The organism is Amycolatopsis sp. NPDC034160 (assembly GCF_055575355.1).
Genome location: NZ_JBVISU010000016.1, coordinates 14,931 through 35,217, shown reverse-complemented (window position 1 = coordinate 35,217; position 20,287 = coordinate 14,931). Strand labels below are relative to the sequence as shown.

General features: G+C 68.4%; 17 protein-coding genes. 1 reads left to right on the top strand and 16 read right to left on the bottom strand.

Going from position 1 to position 20,287, the window contains the following annotated elements:
• Positions 1–8: 8 nt before the first annotated feature.
• From ACZ54P_RS27625 to ACZ54P_RS27615, 3 genes are all read right to left on the bottom strand, one after another.
• Positions 9–494: a DUF6423 family protein gene (locus tag ACZ54P_RS27625; protein WP_061987805.1), complete on the bottom strand. Its 486-nt coding sequence runs from the start codon at positions 492–494 to the stop codon at positions 9–11.
• A gap of 250 nt (positions 495–744) precedes the next feature.
• On the bottom strand, positions 745–1,053 hold the full coding sequence (locus ACZ54P_RS27620) for a DUF6235 family protein (RefSeq protein WP_465464483.1): 309 nt from the start codon (positions 1,051–1,053) through the stop codon (positions 745–747).
• Positions 1,054–1,166: 113 nt separating this feature from the next.
• Complete coding sequence (locus ACZ54P_RS27615; RefSeq protein ID WP_465464482.1) at positions 1,167–1,316, bottom strand: hypothetical protein; 150 nt, start codon at positions 1,314–1,316, stop codon at positions 1,167–1,169.
• Positions 1,317–1,607: 291 nt separating this feature from the next.
• Here ACZ54P_RS27615 and ACZ54P_RS27610 point away from each other — a divergent pair, with 291 nt between their 5' ends.
• The gene (locus ACZ54P_RS27610; RefSeq protein ID WP_465464481.1) at positions 1,608–1,799 is read left to right on the top strand and encodes a hypothetical protein; all 192 of its coding nucleotides are present in this window, start codon (positions 1,608–1,610) and stop codon (positions 1,797–1,799) included.
• Between the two features lie 772 nt (positions 1,800–2,571).
• On the opposite strand, the gene ACZ54P_RS27605 is transcribed toward ACZ54P_RS27610, so the two are convergent.
• The 13 genes from ACZ54P_RS27605 to ACZ54P_RS27545 all read right to left on the bottom strand — a co-directional run bounded on the left by ACZ54P_RS27605 (position 2,572) and on the right by ACZ54P_RS27545 (position 20,176).
• Positions 2,572–2,775, bottom strand: coding sequence for an acyl-CoA carboxylase subunit epsilon (locus tag ACZ54P_RS27605; RefSeq protein WP_465464480.1), 204 nt, complete (start codon positions 2,773–2,775; stop codon positions 2,572–2,574).
• A gap of 11 nt (positions 2,776–2,786) precedes the next feature.
• Positions 2,787–4,490 (bottom strand): acyl-CoA carboxylase subunit beta, encoded by a 1,704-nt coding sequence (locus tag ACZ54P_RS27600; protein ID WP_465464479.1) that lies wholly within the window; start codon positions 4,488–4,490, stop codon positions 2,787–2,789.
• Positions 4,487–4,672: a DUF6222 family protein gene (locus ACZ54P_RS27595; protein ID WP_465464478.1), complete on the bottom strand. Its 186-nt coding sequence runs from the start codon at positions 4,670–4,672 to the stop codon at positions 4,487–4,489. The genes ACZ54P_RS27600 and ACZ54P_RS27595 overlap by 4 nt, the downstream gene beginning before the upstream one ends.
• A gap of 30 nt (positions 4,673–4,702) precedes the next feature.
• Entirely contained in the window at positions 4,703–5,245 is a 543-nt protein-coding gene (locus ACZ54P_RS27590) for a flavin reductase family protein (protein WP_465464477.1), read from the bottom strand.
• A 49-nt stretch (positions 5,246–5,294) separates the two neighbouring features.
• Positions 5,295–5,735 carry an acyl-CoA thioesterase gene (locus ACZ54P_RS27585; RefSeq protein ID WP_465464476.1) on the bottom strand — a complete coding sequence of 147 codons (441 nt, stop codon included), beginning with the start codon at positions 5,733–5,735 and terminating at the stop codon, positions 5,295–5,297.
• Between the two features lies 1 nt (position 5,736).
• On the bottom strand, positions 5,737–11,559 hold the full coding sequence (locus ACZ54P_RS27580; RefSeq protein WP_465464475.1) for a type I polyketide synthase: 5,823 nt from the start codon (positions 11,557–11,559) through the stop codon (positions 5,737–5,739).
• Positions 11,560–11,734: 175 nt separating this feature from the next.
• Positions 11,735–12,691 carry a carboxymuconolactone decarboxylase family protein gene (locus tag ACZ54P_RS27575; protein ID WP_465464474.1) on the bottom strand — a complete coding sequence of 319 codons (957 nt, stop codon included), beginning with the start codon at positions 12,689–12,691 and terminating at the stop codon, positions 11,735–11,737.
• Between the two features lie 2 nt (positions 12,692–12,693).
• The gene (locus tag ACZ54P_RS27570; RefSeq protein ID WP_465464473.1) at positions 12,694–14,346 is read right to left on the bottom strand and encodes a GMC family oxidoreductase N-terminal domain-containing protein; all 1,653 of its coding nucleotides are present in this window, start codon (positions 14,344–14,346) and stop codon (positions 12,694–12,696) included.
• Positions 14,343–14,900, bottom strand: coding sequence for a DUF5987 family protein (locus tag ACZ54P_RS27565; RefSeq protein WP_465464472.1), 558 nt, complete (start codon positions 14,898–14,900; stop codon positions 14,343–14,345). The genes ACZ54P_RS27570 and ACZ54P_RS27565 overlap by 4 nt, the downstream gene beginning before the upstream one ends.
• Before the next feature lie 5 nt (positions 14,901–14,905).
• Positions 14,906–16,249, bottom strand: a complete 1,344-nt coding sequence (locus tag ACZ54P_RS27560) for a cytochrome P450 (protein ID WP_465464471.1) — start codon at positions 16,247–16,249, stop codon at positions 14,906–14,908.
• Complete coding sequence (locus tag ACZ54P_RS27555; RefSeq protein ID WP_465464470.1) at positions 16,246–17,232, bottom strand: enediyne biosynthesis protein; 987 nt, start codon at positions 17,230–17,232, stop codon at positions 16,246–16,248. The genes ACZ54P_RS27560 and ACZ54P_RS27555 overlap by 4 nt, the downstream gene beginning before the upstream one ends.
• Before the next feature lie 5 nt (positions 17,233–17,237).
• Positions 17,238–19,202, bottom strand: coding sequence for a CRTAC1 family protein (locus ACZ54P_RS27550; RefSeq protein WP_465464469.1), 1,965 nt, complete (start codon positions 19,200–19,202; stop codon positions 17,238–17,240).
• Positions 19,199–20,176 (bottom strand): DUF1702 family protein, encoded by a 978-nt coding sequence (locus tag ACZ54P_RS27545; protein ID WP_465464468.1) that lies wholly within the window; start codon positions 20,174–20,176, stop codon positions 19,199–19,201. Before ACZ54P_RS27545 ends, ACZ54P_RS27550 begins: the two co-directional genes overlap by 4 nt.
• Positions 20,177–20,287 lie beyond the last annotated feature (111 nt).

Below are 20,287 nucleotides of genomic sequence, written 5' to 3'. Positions count from 1 at the left end.
CGGCGTGCTCAGCCGATCACGGTCACCGGGACGATCAGCTCGATCACGGGACGCTGTTTCATCCCGTTGCTGATCAGTTCTTCCAGTGTCTGCTGGGACTGCTCGGCGGTGTCGGTCGCGATCGGGCTGTAGCGGGAGTAGGAGTAGGTCGGCTTCCGGCCGCCGGCGTCCAGGGAGTACACCTTCAGCACGGCCTCGCCGGGGCGGACTTCACCGTCGTAGAAGGTGAGGCGGCGCTGATCCGGCGTCATGAAGGATTTCGAGAACTGACGGGAAAGCACGAGGGTGTCGGCGTCGTTGACGAACGTCGAATCCTCGTCGGTGACGACCTGCATCGCGACCCAGGTCTTGTCGGTCAGGTTGGTCTCGGATTTGATCACCTGCCAACGGCCCGGTTCCGGCAGGTTGACGCTGACCGAGACGTCGTGGTCGGTGGTGTCGATGGCGCCGGAGATCATCAGCACCCGGCGGCGGACATCGGCGACCCCCGCCATTTGGATGTCACGTGCGCGTACCCGCGTGGAAACGTCCAGTCCTGGCAATTCGGGTGACGACATTTTCGTGCCTCCATACCTCGATGACCGCGCTCTTTCGACTACACCGGTCGGCAGAATTCCCCCATCCGCAAACACCGGAAGAATTTCACGGTGACACGGATGGTGTCAAGATGAGGAGCACATGACGCACTGGTGCGAAAGGCTGCCGGTAACGAGGTTCCGGGCTAGTCCGTTCAGCGGTACCAGGTCAGGACTCGTCGGCGTCCTCGGCCCAGGCCGCGGCGGGTGTGCCGTGCTCCAAGGCACCGATATAGACGATCTCGAACGAGGAATCGGCCCGCTTGAGTCCTATCCTGATGACGAGGTCGTGTTTCACCAGAATGATGAACTGATGCGGATCCCGGCCATCTCCGAAAATGTCGTAGATGAGGAAAGCGGATCCGTCGGCTACCGCGAAGAGGGCTTCGTAGATAACATTGCGATCGGCTTGCGGAGCGTTGATCGCCCATTCTTCCAGCACCTGCAAACCCGACGTGAGCTGGAGGCGCATAGCCATCCGAAGGCCTCCTCGAGGTCTCGCCGGGTCGCGGACGATCTTCATTCTCCCGGCCGCGGTACCCGGTGGTCTTCTTTGTTCGTGCTGTGCGTACTGGTCGCCGCTCACGTCCGCTAGTTGTAACCGAGGACGATGTGGTCGGCCGGCGGCTCGTTTTCGAGCGACGACCTCGGTTCCGGGACCGACGCCGTCTCGTCGGCCCCGGAGATGCCGTGCGGGTCGAAATCATCGGTCACGACCCAAATCCGCACCTGTGCCGTCATGACGTTCCTCCCGGCCTTCGATGAACCGCTCACTTGACAACCAAGGATGGACCTCGCCGATCGGGGTGCGATCGTGACGGGCTCGAAGCCGGCTGGAGATCGCGATGAGCAAATAACGAGTCGACGATGAGGGGGTACCGGTAGTGCTCTGGTAGTACACGGAAAACCCAAGGAGCGCACCATGACCGACCGCCTCGACCCGTACGAGATCTACGCCGACGACGAACTGGACGTCGAACTGCTTGGCCTGTCCTGGCCCGACCCGGGCGCCCCCGAACCACGGGAGCGGTCGTGAGCGCCGCGGAGCGGCAGCGGACCTGTGCGGCCTGCGGAGGTCCGTTCGAGCCTGGGGAGCGAACGGGCCTGGAGACGGTGGTGGCGGACGGGATCCTCTACGTCGCCGTGCACAGCTACCACAGCACATATCCGGCGCGACGGGAATCCGAGGCGGCACACCGGCTCGCGGCCGCCCGCGCCGCGTGAACGAGTGAGTGATCAGGCGACCGTGGCATGTCCTGGGTGACGCGGCGCCGCACTCGCGTGGTGAGAGCCGGATCGGTCAGCGAGAGGGAGGTGCACGTGTCGTGGCGGAGGGGGCGGGAGCGGGCAGCGGCCGGGCTGTGAAGGGCTCCTTGAGGGACCCAGAGTCCCTACCGGAAGTCGGGATGAGGGCAGATCGTCCACAAGGGACACTTTTTTGGCGGGCAGGTGTCCGGCTTGAGCAGTATGCGTGGTTTCCCGAGGGGGTCGTGAGTGCCAAGTGGTGTTTAACCAGGGTCAAGGCAAACGTGGCGTGTTCGGGCGGGATAGTGGCTTGGGTGACGTAGCGCCGTACTCGCGTGCTTAGAGCCGGATGTCGCGTGCTTGGAGGCGTATCACCCGTGCTTGGAGGCGTAACACCCGAGTGAGGGGTTCAGGCACGCGAGTTCCGTCTCTGAGCACGCGCGTTACGCCTTCGCCCCGCCCCTCACCCCGGCGAATAAGCCCGCCCGCAACCACGACACGGTTGTCTTTCTTCTCGATAACCCTAATCGGCACTCACGACCCGACCCAAAACGGAGTTGCCTGACAGTGTCCCTTGTGGATAATCAAGGACGCCCCGAGTCTCAGCGAGGAGTGCTGGACTGCGGCCAAGTAGCGAAGGTCCCCTTCGCTACCTTCAAGGTAAGCAAGGGGACCTTCACGGCAACGAGCCGATCACAGGTTGCCGCAAGCACGCCGCGTTTTCATCGTCGAACCCGGCCGGTGCCCGGAATCACCGCAAGACCGAGGTGCGCCAATCCGCCCGCCCCCGCGCGGACCACGCCGACCGCACCGGCCGCACCGGGCCGGCGGGCGGCGCCGCCGCGGAGGCGAGCGCGCCGAAGACGGTGACGAGTGCCGCCAGTTCGAGGTCTTCCGGATTCCCCCGCAGGACCCGGAACACCGGCATCGAGGTGTCCTTTTCGGACGGTGGCATGCTTCCCCCGTTCAGATCGGGTGGTTGCCGTGCTTGCGCTGGGGCGCCGCCTTTCGCTTGTCCTGCAGCATTTCCAACGCCCTCGCGACGGCGGAACGGGTGTCCGCCGGGTCGATGATGTCGTCGACGAGGCCCCGCTCGGCGGCGTACTGCGGGTTCATGAACTCTTCGGTGTAGTCGGCGACCAGGTGGGCGCGCAACGCGGCCGGGTCGGCCGCGGCGGCGAGGTCCTTGCGGAACAGCACGTTGACCGCGCCCTCGGCGCCCATGACGGCGATCTGGTTGGTCGGCCAGGCGAGCGAAAGGTCGGTTCCGATGGACCGCGAGTCCATCACGATGTACGCGCCGCCGTAGGCCTTGCGCAGGATGACCTGGATCCTCGGCACGGTCGCCTCACAGTAGGCGTGCAGCAACTGAGCGCCGTGCCGGATGATCCCGGAGTGCTCCTGTTCGACACCGGGCAGGAAGCCGGGGACGTCCACGAGCGTCACCAGCGGGATGCTGAACGCGTCGCAGAACCGCACGAACCGCGCCGCCTTCTGCGATGCCGGTCCGTCGAGCACGCCGGCGAACACCACGGGCTGGTTGCCGACCAGGCCGACCACGCGGCCGTCGATCCGCGCGAGCGCGCACAGCACGTTCCGCGCCCACCGCTCGTGCAGTTCGAAGAACTCGCCGTCATCGGCCAGTTCCGTGAACACGTCCCGCATGTCGTAGGGCTTGTTCGGCTCGACGGGGACGAGTTCGGCGAACCGGGGGCGCCGGTCCTTCCCCGCGTCCTGCGACGGCTCCCTCGGCGCCGGGTCGAGGTAGTTCGACGGCAGCAGCGACACCAGATAGCGGACGTCGGCCAGGCAGGCTTCCTCGTCGTCGTGCACCACGGTCGCGACGCCGGAGGACGCGCCATGCACGTCCGCCCCGCCCAGTTCGTCGTGGCTGACCCGTTCCCCGGTCACGGTTTCGACGACGTCCGGTCCGGTCAGGTACATCCGCGCGGTGTCCCGCACCATGAAGACGAAGTCCGCGAGCGCGGGCGAATACGCCGCCCCGCCGGCGCACGGCCCCAGCACCACACTGATCTGCGGGATGACACCGGACGCCTCGACCTGGCGGCGGAAGATGCCGCCGTAGCCGTTGAGCGCCATGACGCCTTCCTGGATCCGCGCTCCCCCGCTGTCGTTGAGCCCGATCAGCGGGGAGCCGGTGGCGATGGCCAGATCCATCACCTTGTGGATCTTCGCCGCGTGCGCCTCGCCGAGCGAACCGCCGAAGACGGTGAAGTCCTGCGCGTAGACGAACACACGCCGTCCGTCGATGGTGCCTGAGCCCGCGATGACGCCGTCGGTGTACGGCCGGTTGTCCGCCAGCCCGAGACCGCTCGCCTGATGCCGCCGGTACAGCTCGACCTCGGTGAAGGAATCGGCGTCCAGCAACAGCTCCAGCCGTTCGCGCGCGGTGTGCTTGCCGAGCGAGTGCTGCCGCCGGACGCCCTCGAGCCGTCCGTCGACGATATGCTCGCGCAGTTCGTCGCGCTGGCTGCGCAGCAACGGCATCGTCGGTTCCGGTGGGTGCACCGGTTCGGCGCCGCGGGCGAGCGGGATCACCTGCCCGTCGGTCGCCCTCGGGATCCGGGGGCGCCGCCGCCGGTCCTCCGGCAGCGGCACCACCTCGGAATCCTCCGTGCGCTGAGCGCCCGGATCGCCTTGCAGGGTCACGCCGCCTCCTTCAGCCGGGCCTCGCGCTCGAGCTCGTCGAGTTCGATCTCGCGCACGATGTCGCGCCAGCACACCCCCCGTCCGAGCCGAGGCATCGTGGTCACCACCGGCGCCCGGTCGAGCGAGTGCACCGACGCCGGTGTCTCGTCCGGCCGGGCGGTGGCGGATTCGTTGCTGGTCATGATGTTTTCCTTCCTCTCGAGCCTTTCGCGTCAGGCCGAGGCGCGGACGCGGCCGTCGATCTGGTGGTAGCCGCCGCCGTAGAAGACCAGTGAGTCCTGTGCGGTGCCACGGCTGGACGCGACCACCCGGCCGAGGAAGATCGAGTGGTCGCCGCCTTCGTAGACCTCGGCGAGTTCGCATTCCAGCCACGCCAGCGCGCCGTCGAGCAGCGGGGAACCGGTCTGCGGACCGGCCGTCCAGTCCACCGAATCGAACTGCGCGAGCCCGGCCGGGCGGCGCCAGTCGGCGAAGTACTTCGCGAGGTCTTTCTGGTCCGACGCGAGCACGGTGACGGCGTACGAGCCCGCCGTCACGATCGCGTCGTGCATCCGGGCCGCGCGGGAGACGCAGCACAGCACCATCGGCGGTTCCAGCGACACCGAGGTGACGGCGTTGGCGGTCATCCCGTGTGCCCGTTCGCCCCCGGCGGTCAGCACGGTGACCCCGGTGGCGAACTGGCCCATCACCTCCCGCAGCCCGGCCTGCGCCGACAACCGGCGGCGCGCGGCCGGCGTCGGCAGGCGTTTCAGCACCGGCCGCGAGGGCTCCTGAGCTCCCGGTGCAGGCTCCACAGTGCCCACGTCACTCCCCCTTGCCGTTGACCGTGTACGGGATCAGCGCCTCGCGCAGCTGCTCGGGCACCCGGCTGGGCACCGTGGCCGTGTTCGGGCCGCGCATGCACGCGATCCGCTGCCGCCCGCGCGCCACCAGCCGCTCCCCCTCGCCGGTGAGGTGGACGTAGTCGAAGGTGAACTGGATCTGGGTCTGGGTCAGCTCCTCCAGGCGCAGCCTGATGGACAGCTCGTCGAACGCGGTGATCTCCGCGTAGAACTCGCAGTCGACCTTGAGGGTGAACAGCTTGAGGTCGTGGCGGACCTCTTCGAGCACCGCGGGCGCCTTGTCCTTCAGGAACATCTCGCGGCAGCGGCCCTGCCAGCGCACGTAGTTCACGTAGTAGACGTTGCCAACCAAGTTGGTTTCTTCGAATCCGACCGTGTGCAGGATCTCGTAGTAGTCGGCCATGTCAGTCTTCCTCTCCCTGGAGCACCGCGAAGACGACGGGATCGGTCCGGTCGTTGACGGTCGTCGCCCAGGTGGCGATGCGGGCATTGCCGTGGGAAAGCACCGCCCAGCCGTCCGGATCGACCCGGTGCACGGTCAGCGCCTGTGTCATGTCGCCGGTCTTGCGCACGCATTCCAGCGCGCTCCAAACCCGGGTGTAGGCGACCGAGATCGGCTCGCGGGTGTCGGCGGCGAGCAGTTCGCCGACCGAGAGCAGATCCTCGCCGAGCAGGCCCGCCCAGTCCTCCGGTTTCCGTTCGATCGCCGTTTCGACGTCGCACGCGACCCGGCCGCTGCCGGCGATCGCCAGCGTGAGGTCGGCGCTGTGCGACGCGCTCACCTCGACCCCGTCGGCTTCCGGTTTCCCGTCCGGGCGGTAGCGGATCTCCAGCGGGGCGTCGACCGCGCGGCCGGCGGCCAATGCGGTCTGTGCCCGCCGTTCCGTGGTGGTCTCGACGGAAACGCCCACCGGGTCCGGTTCGACGACGATCGCGCGGGACGAGCCGAGCAGCCGTTCCGCGGAACGCTCCAAATAGGACCCGAGCATCGACGGGACCCAGGGCCCCGCACCGTCGCGCTTGCGGACCGCGCGCAGCTTCAGCCCCTCCCATCGCTCGACGAGCTTCCCGTCGGGGTTGCGGACGTCGAGGTCGTAGACGTAGCTGTCGCCGTCCTGCGACCGCTCGCGGGCGTCGAGGAGCACGTACTCCGGGTGCTGCTCGCCGGGCTCGGCGAGATACAGCCGCTCGATCCCTTGCGGCAGCAGCGTCGCGTCCGGGACACAGCACTGGATCGCGTGCATCATCGCGTCACGGGTGCCCGGGTCGGCCAGTAGCTGTTCCTGCGGGAGGAACGGAGCGAACCAGTCGACCTCGGCGCCGGTCGTGATCTCCGCGACCGCGTGCCGCGCGCTGGCCCGGCGGTACCCGGTGACCCGCTGGAACCGCTTGCCCTGGAAGAGAACCGTGCCGTACAGCTCGGTCGTCGGGTCGACCGGGACCGGCGGCAGCGCGACGTCGCGGAGCACCGGCTCACCGAGCGGATCCGGACGGCTGAAGCGCAGCCGGGCGCGGAAGTGGTCGGCGCTGAACCCGGTTTCCCCGCTGCGCAGCACCACGTCCACCGTTTCGGCGTCCCTGGCCAGCGCGGCGAGCCGGATGGTGGTCGACCCGCCCGGCGAGACGATGATCGGCCGCAGGAACTCGACGTCGGAGAACACCGGCGCCGGCAGGCTTTCCACCGCCAGGGTGGCCTTGGCGACCTGGGTCATCGCCTCCATCCCGATCACCGCCGGGAACAACAGCTGACCGTCGAGCAGGTGGTCGGCCAGATACGGGTCGCTGCCCGCGGAAAGGTCGGCTTCGGTGATGAGCTCGACACCCGGGTAGTGGACCACGGCGCGGTCCACGAAGCGGTTCAGCGGCAGTTCGCGCTTCTCCACCGGCAGTGTGACCAGTCCCGCGGTACGGCCGCAGACGACCAGTACCGACGGGGCGGCCGGATCGCCGACGACCTGGCGGAGGATCTCGATGCCCTCCTCGGTCGGGATGGGGGTGATGCCGTCGCGCATCAAAGCGCTGACCACACCGAGCTTTTCGCCCATCCCGGTGCCGGACCAGACCGACCATTCGAGGGCGATCGCCCGCGCCTGGGGGTGTTCGCGGCCGAAGCGCACGGTCAGTTCGGTCATCCAGTCGTTGGCCGTGGCGTAATGCGCCTCACCGCGCAGGCCCGCCCGTCCGATGATGCTGCCGAAGGTGACCAGCAGCTTGATCTTGTCCTTGTCGACGGCGTCGAGGACGGCGTTGAGGCCGCCGATCTTCGGCGCCAGCGTCTTGCGGAAGGTCTCCTCGGTCAGGGAGAACAACGCGGCGGGCTCGTTGCGGCCCGCGCCGTGCAGGACCGCGGTGACCGGGCCGAATTCGGCCTGGATCCGGCCGATCGCGTCCGCCACCTGCTGTGCGGCGGTGACGTCGGCGCGTTCGTACCGGTAGGTGATCCCCGCCGCCGCCATCCGGCCGAGGTTCTCCGACAGTTCGGCGTCGTCGGCCGGATCGCTCCGGCCCAGCAGCGCCAGCTTCGCGCCGGAGTCCTTGGCCAGCGCCAACGCGCTCTCCGCGGTGATGCCCTTACCGCCACCGGTGACGAGCAGGACGTCGTCGGTCCCCAGCGGGGTCCCTTCGGCCTCGGCCGGTTTCAGCGCGCCGAGCTTCGGCACCGTACGGACACCGGCGGAGTCGTAGCGGACTTCGCTGAAGTCGTTCGTCGCCGCGACCTCGGTGACCACAGTGGACACCGCGGCGGTGACGGCTTCGGCGTCGACCGGGGCGACGTCGGCGAGATCGACGATCGTGGTGCGGGCCGACGGGTCTTCCAGCCGCAGCGTCTTCGCCATCCCGGAAGCGCCGAGACCGTGCTGCACCACGACGAACCGCGTGCCGTTGGGCGCGGCCAGCACGGCGCGGCCCGCGTCCAGGAACAGCCCGACGTCGTTCGCGTCGCTGTCCTCGTTCAGGCAGAGGAGGACACCGTCGCCGACACCGGCGTTGGCCAGCGCCGCGCGCAGCGGCTCCGCGAGCGGGTGCCCGTCCGGGCTGAACGCCGTCCACTCGGAGGTGGAGATACCCGGCGTGAGGTCGGGCGACGGCTTCGGCGCGACGACGTACTCGACCGCGAACGGCCGGACCCACGGTCCCACGCCCGCCACTTCGGCCTGGTTGCCGTCGGCGGGTTTGGCGGTCTGCGCGAGTTCGTCGATCATCTCGGCGAGTTCACCGAGACAGACGGTCGCGAAGTTGGGCATGCCCTCCAGTGCCGGCCTGCCGAGCGCGCGGGTCACGTCGTTGACCAGCTGGCCGACGGTGATCGACGAAAGGTGCAGATCGTCGAGCGGATGCGTGTCGGCGGTGACCGCTTCGAGCGGCAGTTCGACCCGTTCGGAGGCGAGTTTGCGCAGCAGGTCGAGCGTGCTGCTGCCACCGTTCTCCGAGGTCTCCCCCGCCGAAGTCGCCTCGGCGGGTTCGGCGACGCGGTCGCGGGCCAGTTCCGCGCCGATGGACGGCGCGGCCTCGCACGGGCTGGCGAGGAAGGAGAACTCGCCGTCCACCGGCAGGGCCCGCACGACCCGGCCGTCGAACAGCGCCGAGGTCTCCAGCGGGGCACCGAACGCGAACGCGGCACCGGCGACCTTCAGCACCGCGGCCAGCGTCGGGCTATCGGTGTCGATCGCGAGCACCGGGGTGCCGGGCGCGATCTCGCCGAAGAGACCGGTGAGCACTCGGCCGGGACCGACCTCGATCACCAGGTCGCTGCGCTCGGCGACCTTCGCGGCCGCCTCACGGAAGCGGACCGGCAGGACCACCTGGTCACGCAGCAGATCGCGGAGATCCTCGGCGGCGTGCAGGACGTCGCCGGTCACCGTCGACACCACGGGCCGGTCGAGCCGCGCGAAGTCGAACGCGGCGAGTTCCCCGGTCATCGCATCGGCGGCCGGTTCGACCGCGGGTGAGTGGAAGGCGTGCGAGACGTTGATCCGGGTGGCGGTGATGCCTTCGGCGCGGGCGAGGGCGACCACCCGCTCGATGGCGTCCGCCGGTCCGGAAAGGACGGTCTGCTCGGGCGCGTTGTACCCGGCGATGACGACGTCCTCACCGTCGGCGATCCGCTCGACGACGTTCGGCGCGGCCGCGATCCCCGCCATGGCACCGTTCCCGGCGCTCGCGGTCGCCATCACCTTGCCGCGGACCTTGGCCAGCTTGAGTACTTCGCGTTCGGTGAGCGCGCCACCCCAGTGCAGCGCGGTCAGCTCGCCGAGGCTGTGGCCCGCTGCCGTCTGCGCCTCGATGCCGAGGCTCTTCAGGACACGGAGCCCGGCGAGCGAACCGGTGACGATGCGCGGCTGGGCGACGTCGGTGCTGACCTGGTCGGCGCCGGTGGACAGGCCCGCGGCGCGATAAATGTCGTCGGCTCCTGTGAAGCGTTTCCGCACCGCGCCGACCGTGCCCTTCCCGGAACCCTGGCCAGGGAACAGGAACCCGATCTTCGGTGCCTGGGACCTCGCACCGGCGAAGATGCCTTCACCGGCGGAGAAGACCTCCGGTTCGCCCTCGCCGAGGAGGTCGAGCAGCTTGGCCAGCTTGCGCTCGGCGTCCTCCGGGTTGGCGGCGACGACCGCCGCCCGCACCGGTTTTCCGGACAGTCCCGCGGAAAGCGTGCCGGCGAGGTCGGACAGTTCGGCGAACGACAGCTTCGGCACGACCTCCAGCAGCCCGCTGACCCGGCCCCGCAGCGAGGCGGCGTCGTCGGCGTCCAGCAGCAGCAGCTCACTGTCCTGCCGTCCGGCGACGAGCGACCGGGTCTTCTCGTCGAGTTCCTTCCGCCGTGCCGCCCCCGGTGCCTCGGTGACGGTGACGTGCGAGTTGATGCCGCCGAAGCCCATCGCGGAAACCCCCGCGCGGACCGGGTGGTCCGAGGGCCACAAGCCGGCGTCGGCCGGGACGTACATCCGCGCGGAGTCGCCGACCAGCGACTCGTGCGGGTCGAAGTGGCCGGTCGCGGGCGGGATGACCTGGTGATAGACCGCCAGCGTCGCCTTGATCAGCCCGGCGACCCCCGCCGCGGCCTTGGTGTGCCCGATGTTGCCCTTGATGGTGCTCAGCGCGGCCCGGTCGGCGAGCGGGTCGGCGTCGCGGCGGGCAGTGGAGAGTGCCTCGATCTCGGTGGCGTCGCCCAGCGCGGTCCCGGTGCCGTGGCCTTCGAAGTAGGAGACGGTCTCGACGCCGTATCCGGCCTTTTCGTAGGCCCGCTTCAGTGCCAGCCGGTGCCCCGACGCCTCGGGCCGGGTGATACCGCCCTTGCCGTCGGAAGAGACACCCCAGCCGCCGATGGAGGCGTAGACCCGCTTGCCCTGCGCGATCGCGTCGTCCTCGCGCATCAGCACGAGCATGCCGGAACCCTCGCCGGGCCAGAAACCGTTGGAGTCGGCGTCGTAGACCTTCATCTCGCGCTTGGCGAGCGCGCCGGTCTTGGCGAAACCGATCACCTCGAACGGGTCGATCGACAGGTCGACACCGCCGGCGATGGCGACGTCGAGGTCGCCCTCCGACAGCGCGTTCGCCGCGGTGACCACGGAAAGCAGCGACGAGGAGCAGGCACCGTCCACAGTGAACCCGCCACCACCGAAGTCGAAGAAGTTGCAGACCCGGCCGGCGATCGTGTTGGCCAGTCCGCCGGCGAGCGTGTCCTCGTCGATCTCCGGGAACGGCGCCTTGTACTGCGCCTCGAGGTCGTGGAGGAACTCGGCGGTGTCGCCGTCGGCCCAGCCGCGCTCGGCCAGCGCCGCCGCGATCGTGCGGCGCACATACGGCCAGCGCAGCCGCATGATGTTGGCTCGGGAGAACTCACCGGTGAGGCTGTTGCCGATCACCACGCCGGTCGCGGACCTCGGCAGCCCCTCGCCCTCGGGGAAACCCGCGTCCGCCAAGGCCTGCGCGGCGACGTCGAGGGCGAGCCAATGCGTGGTGTCGGTCGAGCGGAACGTGCTGCCCGCGACCTTGTACTTGATCCGGTCGAACTCGTAGTCACGCAGGACCGCGGCTTTCGTGGCGTAGAAGCGGTCTGGTGCTCCTGCGTCGGGTGAGTAGTAGTCCTCAAGGTTCATCCGCTCGTCGGGCAGTCTCCGGAACGCCCGACGGCCGGCGAGGACGTTCTCCCACAGTTCTTCCGGGGAACCGGCGTCCGGGTATCGGAGACCGATACCGACAATCGAAATCCGCTCAACGCTCATGCCACCGCACTCCCCTAGCTCTCAACCACTCAAGTCATGGAATCCGGCCTCGGCGCCGGGTTTCTGTTCCCAGAACCACCGGCACCGTCCGCATCTGCAGTCCCGTCAAGCATGAACCGGGGCAGGTCGCGGAGTCTTCTCTCATGTTGTTGAAGGCGGACCGACGAATCCGCATTCAGTCCTCTGAACGCGCGGACGTGGTGACACACCGTCGCGCGGCGACGAAACTCGCCCACCCGACCAGCTCGATCAGTTCTCGATCGCCCAAGCCGGCCGCGGCGACCAGGGCGTCGTCGACCTGGTAGGGCGCTTTCGCGACCACCAAAGCCAACCGAGCGGCCGGATCGTCGACGACGTCCACCCACGAGCGGCTCAACCCAGGCGGCGATCCGTCCCAAGTGGACAACTCGCGCGACACGACATCCCGCACGACGCGAGAGATCGCCAGCGCCGTAAACGCGGCTTCAGCACGGGAGAAGGCATCCTCGACGACCGGATTACCCTCGGCCCAGCCGAAATCCCGGGAACCGGCACGCAGGAACTCCAGTGAGTCACCGGGCGGCGCGTCTTCGACGGGTTTCAGGAACCGGCCGAGAACCGCCTTCGCCTTCGCCCGTGCGGAATCCGGCACGGAGGAAGGCAACGGTGACGGCCCGAGGAACACGCTCACCACCCGGTTGAGGTAGTGGAACGCGAACTCGACCGCGGTCAGCTCCGACCGGGCCGCCTCCGACAACGTCGCCGAAGAGCGTGGATCCGCCACGGGACGACCGTCGGCGATCGCCGAAGCCACCGAAGAGCGGCCGAGCGAATCCAGCGCCATGCCGTGCACCTCGACGCAGAAGGGACACGAATTCGCCTGCGACACCAGCGTGGCGACGACCTCCCGGTCCGCCCTGCTCGTCGCCCCCGCCGCCACCAGCGATTCCCGCAGCATCAGCCAGCTCGCCGCGAGAACCGGTGGTGACGGCGATTGGAGCGCCACCGGCGGGGCCAGCATGCCGAAGTCCCGCTCGAGTTGACGATAGACGGCACGGACGAGTCCGGTCGCCCGGCCGTAGGAGACCGGCCGGACGTACCTGACGTCGCGCAAGGCCCGCCGCAAAGCCAGTTTCACCGGTTTGGGGGCCATGATCAGCTGCCGGCGACCAGGGAGAGCTTGCTGACCGCCCGGCGCCCGGTGATCGAACCGTCCGGCGCCGGAGCGCCGTAGGTGACGTCGACCCCGCGCGCCTGCAGCGCCCGCACGATTCCCGGCACCGAACGCTCGGCCAGCGCCGCGATCGTCATCGCCGGGTTCACCGTCAGCGCGCCCGGCACGGAAGCGCTGTCGGTCACGAAGATCCCCGGATGGTCGCGGAGTTCGTGGTTCGGGTGCAACGCCGAGGTCGCCGGGTCGTCACCGATCCGGCACGAGGCCAGCGGATGCACGGTGTACGCGCCGACGACGTCGTTGGTCCACGGAGAGACCTTCGCCAGGCCGTCCTTCTCCAGGATCTCCTTGCACTCCGCGTCGGCCAGCGACCAGCCGTGCAGGGTGTTCGGCGTCGGGTCGTACTTCAGCGGACCGCGGCCCAGCATCTGCTGCGAGATGCGGTAGGCGTTGCCGGTGGGCGGCGGAGCGCCGAAGACACCCTCGTTGTCGTCCTCGGTCATCAGGAAGATGGTGAGCCAGGAGGCCCACTTCTTCAGGATCTCCTTCTTCTGCGCCCCGAACCAGCGCGGTTCGTCACCGTCGGGCACCTGCGCGAGAATCGTCCCCAGGCCCGGCGGGAAGTACAGCTGCTCCAGCGAGTACCGCTCGTACTCCGGCAGCGAACCGTCGAGTTTGTCCCAGTTCGCCACGGTCGGGCCCTTGCCGATGTGGTTGGCCTCGTAGACCTTGCCGTCCTCACGGGACAGTCCGAGGACCTCACGGACCCGTTCCTCGTCGATGATCGCGGTGTTGAGCCGCTCACCGTTGCCCGAGAAGTACCGGCCGACCGCGTGCGGCATGGTGCCCAGCGCGGACTCCGAACGCTGCAGGATCACCGGCGTCGCACCGGCGCCGGCGGCGATGATGACGACCTTCGCGTCGATCGTCCCGCCACCGGAGTGCACGCGGTAGTCCTCGTCGTCGACGACGTTGAAGTGCACGCGGTAGTCGCCGTCGTCGATCCGCTCGATCCGCTGGACCTCGTGCAGCGGCCGGATCTGCGCGCCGTGCGCGAGCGCCGCGGGAAGATAGTTGGTCAGCAGGGAGCGCTTCGCGTCGAAGCGGCAGCCCGCCATCATGAAGTTGCAGTTGACGCAGCGGTCGTTGTCCACCGCGACCGGCGCGGGATTCGCGGTGCGCCCGGAGTGGTTGCAGAACGCCGCCCACAGCCCACCGGCGTAGGACACGTCGTTCCAGTCCTGTTTGGACACCGGTAGCGATTCGGAAACCCGGTCGTACCACGGTTCCAACGCGTCCCTCGTCAGCACCGACGGCCACATGCGACGGCCGATGCTGCCGTGCCGTTCGAAGACGAACTTCGGCGCCCGCGGCATCGCGGCGAAGTACACCACACTGCCACCGCCGACGCAGTTGCCGCCCAGCACGCTCATTCCGTCGCCGACGACGAAGTCGAACGCCCTGGTGTAGGACGAACCGAGCAGGTAGTCGTGCTCGAAATCCTTGGTCTCCAGCCACGGCCCGCGTTCCAGCACGGTGACCTTCGCCCCGCCCGCGGCCAGATGGTACGCGGGGATCGAACCACCGAACCCGCTGCCGACGATGACGACGTCGGTCTTGTCGTAGGCAGTCATGCGGGGCTCCCGGAAGGCGTGGTGTCAGGGTGGAGTTTCGCCAGTTCGCGGCGATACGAGAACTTCGGGAACCGCCACAGGCCGTCCTCGTCCGGCGCGGTGTAGCCCATCGCCAGCAGACCGGGGTGGCCCTCGGCGATGGCCTCGGCGGTGTGCTTGTGCGCCGCGCTGTCGAAGGACATGTTGCAGAACAAGGCGAGGCTCACCCAGCCGTCTTTCTCCGGATGCCCCGGCGCGGTCAGCGACCGCACGAGCGCCGTCCTGTCCGCGAAGGACAGCGCGACGAACGGAGGCAGCTCCTCGGCGAGGGTGAGGTCGTGTTCCTTGGCGTAGACCTTCGCGTGGTCGTTGAGGGACTGCGCGAGATACGGCAACCCGACCGTCACCCCGGTCGCCTCGGTGTGCAGCAGTTCGAGCGCGCCCGCCACGACCGCGCCCGGCCCCGGTGAAGCGCCGGCGATCGCGTGGTCGCCGGGAAACCGCTTCTCCCCCGGCAAGATCGTGTCCGCGTAGGCCTCCAAAGTGGACACCTTGGCCTGTTCGTCCGCTTCCACGGAACCTACCTCCTGTTCCTGGTGTGCACGGTCATCGGCAGCCCGCCGCGCACCCGGAGCGACAGCATCGCCTCGGGAACCACGTCGTAGCCCGGGAGTTTCCGGAGCTCGAGGTCGCGCAGGACCATCGTCAGCACGAAAACGGCCTCCATCACGCCGAGGCTGTTGCCGATGCAGAACCGCGGCCCGGCGCCGAACGGGATGTAGGCGTACCGGGGCCGCCCGCTCGGCCGGTCCGGGTCGAACCGGTCCGGATCGAACTTCTCCGGCTCCGGCCAGAAGGCCGGATGCCGGTGCAGCGTGAAGGGCACGACGACGACGTCGGATCCGGCCGGGATGTGGTAGCCGCCGATCTCGTCGTCGGCCTGCGCCACCCTCGGCAGCAGCCACACCGGTGGGTACAGCCGCATGACCTCTTCGACGACCCGCGCCGTGTAGGGCAAGCGATGCAGATCCTCGTGGGTGGGCGACTGATCGCCGAGGACCGCGTCCGCCTCGGCACGGAGTTTCTCCGCGACGTCGGGATGTTCGTCGAGCAAATGGAACGCCCAGCCGAGCGTGCTCGCCGTCGTCTCGTGCCCGGCCAGCAGCAGGGTGATCAGCTCGTCCCGCATCTGCTCGCGCGTCCCCGCCGAATCGATGAGGCGGGACAAGACGTCCTCACCGTTCTCGACGGGGTTCGCGAACCGCTGCTCGACGAGTTCCTCGGCGATCCGACGCAGGTCGTCCCGCGACTCCCGGAACCGCAGTTGTTTCTTCAGCGGAGCCCACTGCGGGACCATGCTCAGCGTCACCGCTTCGAACATCGCCTGGTCCTGCACGGCCTCGAAGGAGTGCCCCAGCGAGGTGAACCCGGCGAGATCCGCGTCGAGCAGCGTCTTGCCGAGCACACCGAGGGTCAGCCCGGTCATCTCGTGCAGGATCTCCACCGGCCCGGTCGTGTCCCGGAGGCGTTTCACCAGGCCTTCGACCTCGTTCGCGACGACGGAGGCCTGCCGCGCGATCCGTTTCGGCTGGAACACCGGCTGGATCGTGCGGCGCTGCTTCTTCCAGGTGTCGCCGTCGCTGGTGAGCAGCCCGTCGCCGAGCGCCCGCCTCGCCTCCTGAAGGCCGATTCCCTTGTGGTAGTTGGCCGCGTTGTCGGCGAGCACGTGTTTCGCCAGCTCGGGATGGTTCACCAGGTACATCGTCTTGGGACCGATCGCGATCCGGACGACGTCCCCGTGCGCCTCGGCCGAGTCCGACATGAGCGCCAGCCGATCGGTGAACAGCTTCTTCAGCAGCCCGAAGGTCGCCCGGCGCGGCGGCCCCGGCGGCACCGCCCTCGGCGTACTCACCTGGCGGGTCATGCCGCCACGGCCCCGGTTTCCGTTTCCGGCTTCTCGGCCGGCTTGGGCAGGGTCGTGACTTCGGCCGACTTCGCCTGTTCGGCCTCCCACTTCTCGGTCGCCTTCTTGGAGAAGTGCAGACCCCACAGGAAGGCGCCGCGGATCAGGCAGACCAGTGCGGTGGCGAGGAACAGGCCGTAGGCCACGTGGACCACCATGAAGAACCCGTAGGCCAGCGCCACGCCCGAACCGAACAGGATCTGCGACGCGGGCTTCGACGGGGTCGTCCCCGGGTCGGTGACCATGTAGTTCGTGTAGAGCACGAACGCCACGCCGGTCATCATCCCGAGCGCGCCGGGGATCGCGGTGTCGAACAGCAGGCCCCGGACGATCGCCTGCAGCGCGAAGGTGATGAGCCACGCGCCGATCAGCCACATCCGCTGGGTCAGCATCGCGTTGAGCACGGTGCCCGACACGATGATGATGCCGACGATCAGCCAGCCGACCCACGAGTCGACCTGCTCGGTGAAGTGGTACGGCGGCGCGATGCTCGCCCAGGGGAACACCAGCAGGATGATCGTGATGCCGAAGTTCGACGGGTTCATGTAGTGCCGGAGCCTGCCGCGCACCGGTGCCTGCAGCACCCACTTGGCGCCGACTGCGACCACCACGCCGAACATCATCACCAGTACCTGGTCGTTGACGTAGGTCAGCATGTTGAGCGCCAGACCGGTGATGTGGGCCGGGAAGAGGAACTCCACCAGGCCCTTGAACCCGTTGCCCCGGAAGCGGACCTCGCGGCCCTGTGCCCTGGCACCGATGATCTCCAGCAGGATTTCCGTGGTGTACGCGGTCGCCAGCGCGATGAACGGGTAGGTCCACGGCTGCTCGAAACCGAGCACGGTGTAGCCGATGATGTTGAAGACGGTGATCGAGATCGCGAACCGGCGAAGGGCCGTGATCGTCTTGTTGCTCTTCGGTGCGGCGAGTGTCTGCTCTGCCATGACGGTTACTTCTCCTTCGCCTGGGTGCCGAGCTGGAGCGTGTGGCTGCCCGGGGCCAGCTGGATCTCCTGCGTACGGATCTGCCCGGTCAGGTCGCGCCACTGCAGGCACACCTTCACCGGCCCGGTGACCTTGCCGAGTCCGATCTGGATCTCGTGGCTGCGCTTGCCGGAGTGGCCGCTGCCGCCGTCGACGCGGTCGAGGTACTTCTTGCCGTCGGGGGTGATGACGGTGACCTGGGCGCCGATCGCCGCGGTGCCCGCCGCCTTGAGCGCGCCGTCCGCGGACTGCTTGTCGTGGACCAGCTTCAGGTTCAGGTACGAACCCGCGTCGGGGCTGACGTTGCGGTAGAAGATCGGCTGCTCCCACTGGCGGGCCACGGCGAAGTCGAGCTTGCCGTCGCCGTCGGCGTCACCGGTGGCGATCCCGCGGGTGGGCACCGGGACCGCGAGACCGAGGCGCGGGGCCAGGTCGGTGTAACGGCCGTCGGCGCTCTTGGCCCAGAAGTGCAGGGTGTGGTCGCCGCCGACGTCGTCACCGGCGACCATGTTCGGCCAGAAGGACGGGTGCTTCAGCAGTTCGTCGTTCGAGGTCGCCAATTCCTGCAGCTGCGGCCAGCGGTTGACGTCGCCCTTGACGAACCCGGTCGCCTGCGTGATCACCGATTCGCCGCTGTTGTTGTAGTCGGCGATCTTGACGTCCCAGCCCCAGCCGGACCACGCGGTGCCAGCCTGTGCGCTGCGGTCGACCCACGGCGCCTCGCCGCCCTGCAGACGGCCGCGCAGATCCGCGGTGTCCTTGGCGGTGTTCATGAACTGGAAGTGGCTTTCCTCGATCCCCCAGGACGTCGTGATGTTGCTGACGTACAGGTCGTAGAGACCGTCGTGGTCGAGGTCGGCGAAGTCGACGCCCATGCCCTTGAAGGAGTCGTTGCCGAGCACCTTGGACTTCGGGTCGTTCGGCCCGCGGACGCCCTTCACCTCGGCGAACTCGACGTGGCCGGGGCGGGACTTGTTGTACAGCAGGCGGTCGTGACCGAAGTCGTTGCCGATGTAGAGCTCCGGCAAATTGTCGCCGTCGACGTCGGTCGCGCTGGCCGCGAGCGACCAGCCGCCCTGGGCGTCGGCCGGGATGGCCTTGTCGTCGAGGGCGAACGACGCGGTCGGCTTCGCGCCCTGGGTGGCGCCGGTGAACCGCAGGATGTACTTGCCGCCCGCGTTGTCCGCGTGCGACATCGACTTGTTCATCTCGACCCCGCCGGAGACGCGGTCGTCCAGCACCGCGCTGTCGGGGAAGTAGTTGCCGATGAAGATGTCCTGGTGTCCGTCGCCGTCGAAGTCACCGACCGAGGCGGCGTTGGTGTTCCACAGCGGACCGGCGTACTCGCCGTTCTTGGAGTTGTTGCCCACCACCAGTTCCACCGGCTCGTAGGCCTTCGGCTCCAGCTTCGTGGCGCCCGGCTTCGAGAGGAACAGAAGCGGAGTGCGGCCCCAGTAGTAGGCCAGCAGGTCGACGCGGCCGTCCTCGTTGTAGTCGGCGGGCACACAGCCCATGGGCGCGATGTACTTGCCCATCGGCAGCGGCGCGGCGTCGAGCGCGAACGGCGCGTACCGGTCGCCGCCCTTGCCCGGCGTCGGGGTGACGACCACCTGGTCGCTGCGCGGGTCCACGAAGCACAGGTCGTTCGCGAGGGCGTCCCCGTCGAGGTCGTTGACCGCGATCGCGGCGCCGACCGACGAGATCCACGCGCGGATGTGCTCGTAGTCCTTGTTCACCGTCCGGATCGACTGGCTCTTCGCCGCCTCCGGCAGGGCGATCGTCAACGGTTCGAACGCGTACTTCGAGGCCATGGTGTCCGCCTCGGCGGTCGAGACCGTGGGCAGCTGTGCCACCACGAACAGCCCGGCCATCAGCACCAGCGCCACGATGCCCGCAAGCTGCTTGCGGAGCCAGCCCAAGGTCGCGGTCATTTGCCTGCACCTCCAGAAGTGAGTACCTCGGCGGCGATGCGCTGTCGCCAGATCTCGAAATGGGGGAGTTCACCGTCGACCACCACGGCGGGGCGAACTTCCTGGGTGATGGCCGCGGCGCGCTCGGCCGGCAGCCCGCAGATCGCCTGGGTGGCGACCTCGGTCTCGGGGATCAGCAGTCCGGCGCGAATCCGGGCTTCGGCGGCGAAAGCGCTACCCTGGGCCAGGTTTCCGCGATATTCACCGGCGAACTCGGCGAGTTTCAGCAACTCGTCGCCAGTGACACCGCACGCGTAGGTCGAGGCGAGCCCGACTCCGGCGTAGAGATCTCCGTGGCGCCGCTTGGGGAACCGCGCGATCGTGTCGGCGACCAGGTCGACGTCGGTACCGCAGATGAACCACAGCGCCCGGCCGATGCCCTGGTCGATCGCCCGCAGCGAGTAGCCGTTGTTGCCCGCGGGCCAGTTGAAGTCCGGATCCTGGAACTGACCGTCGATGTATTTCGCGGTCTTGAAGTAGGCCTGGTGGAAGCCGTACCCGTCGAGCACAAGCCAGCGCAGCAACGGATCGAAGTCCTCGGCCGACGGCCAGCGGAAACGCGGCAACCGCGCCATCGCCCAGCCGACGCCGACGTAGATGATGTAGTCGTGCTTCTCGGCCGGGCCGTCGAGGAAGTCCGCGATATGCCCGCGGCCTCCGCCCGGCAGACCGTCCAGCATTCCGTAACCCATTCCGGCGCCTTCATAGGCGAAGCCGCGGAATTTGACCGGAATGCGTTCCAGCCATTCTTCGGCCTGCCCGGTGTCACGCGCTTCGACCGCGTGCGCGTAACCGAGCAGGAATTTCTCCCCCACGGTCTCCAGCAGTTCTTGAGCGGCTGGGCTCTTCTTGTGGAAACCCCGCTTTTCCAGCGACGTCTCGGAGACGTCCGGTGTGATCATGCGACGTCTTAACGTGCGCCAACCATTGCCCAACGCACTCTCCCCCTAACGGGTGGATTCGAATTCTGCGGACTGGTTAAAGGCTCACATGCGCGGTGATGCCCCAGCTACTCCACGGTTGCGCCCGCGGTTCTCCCGGTTTGC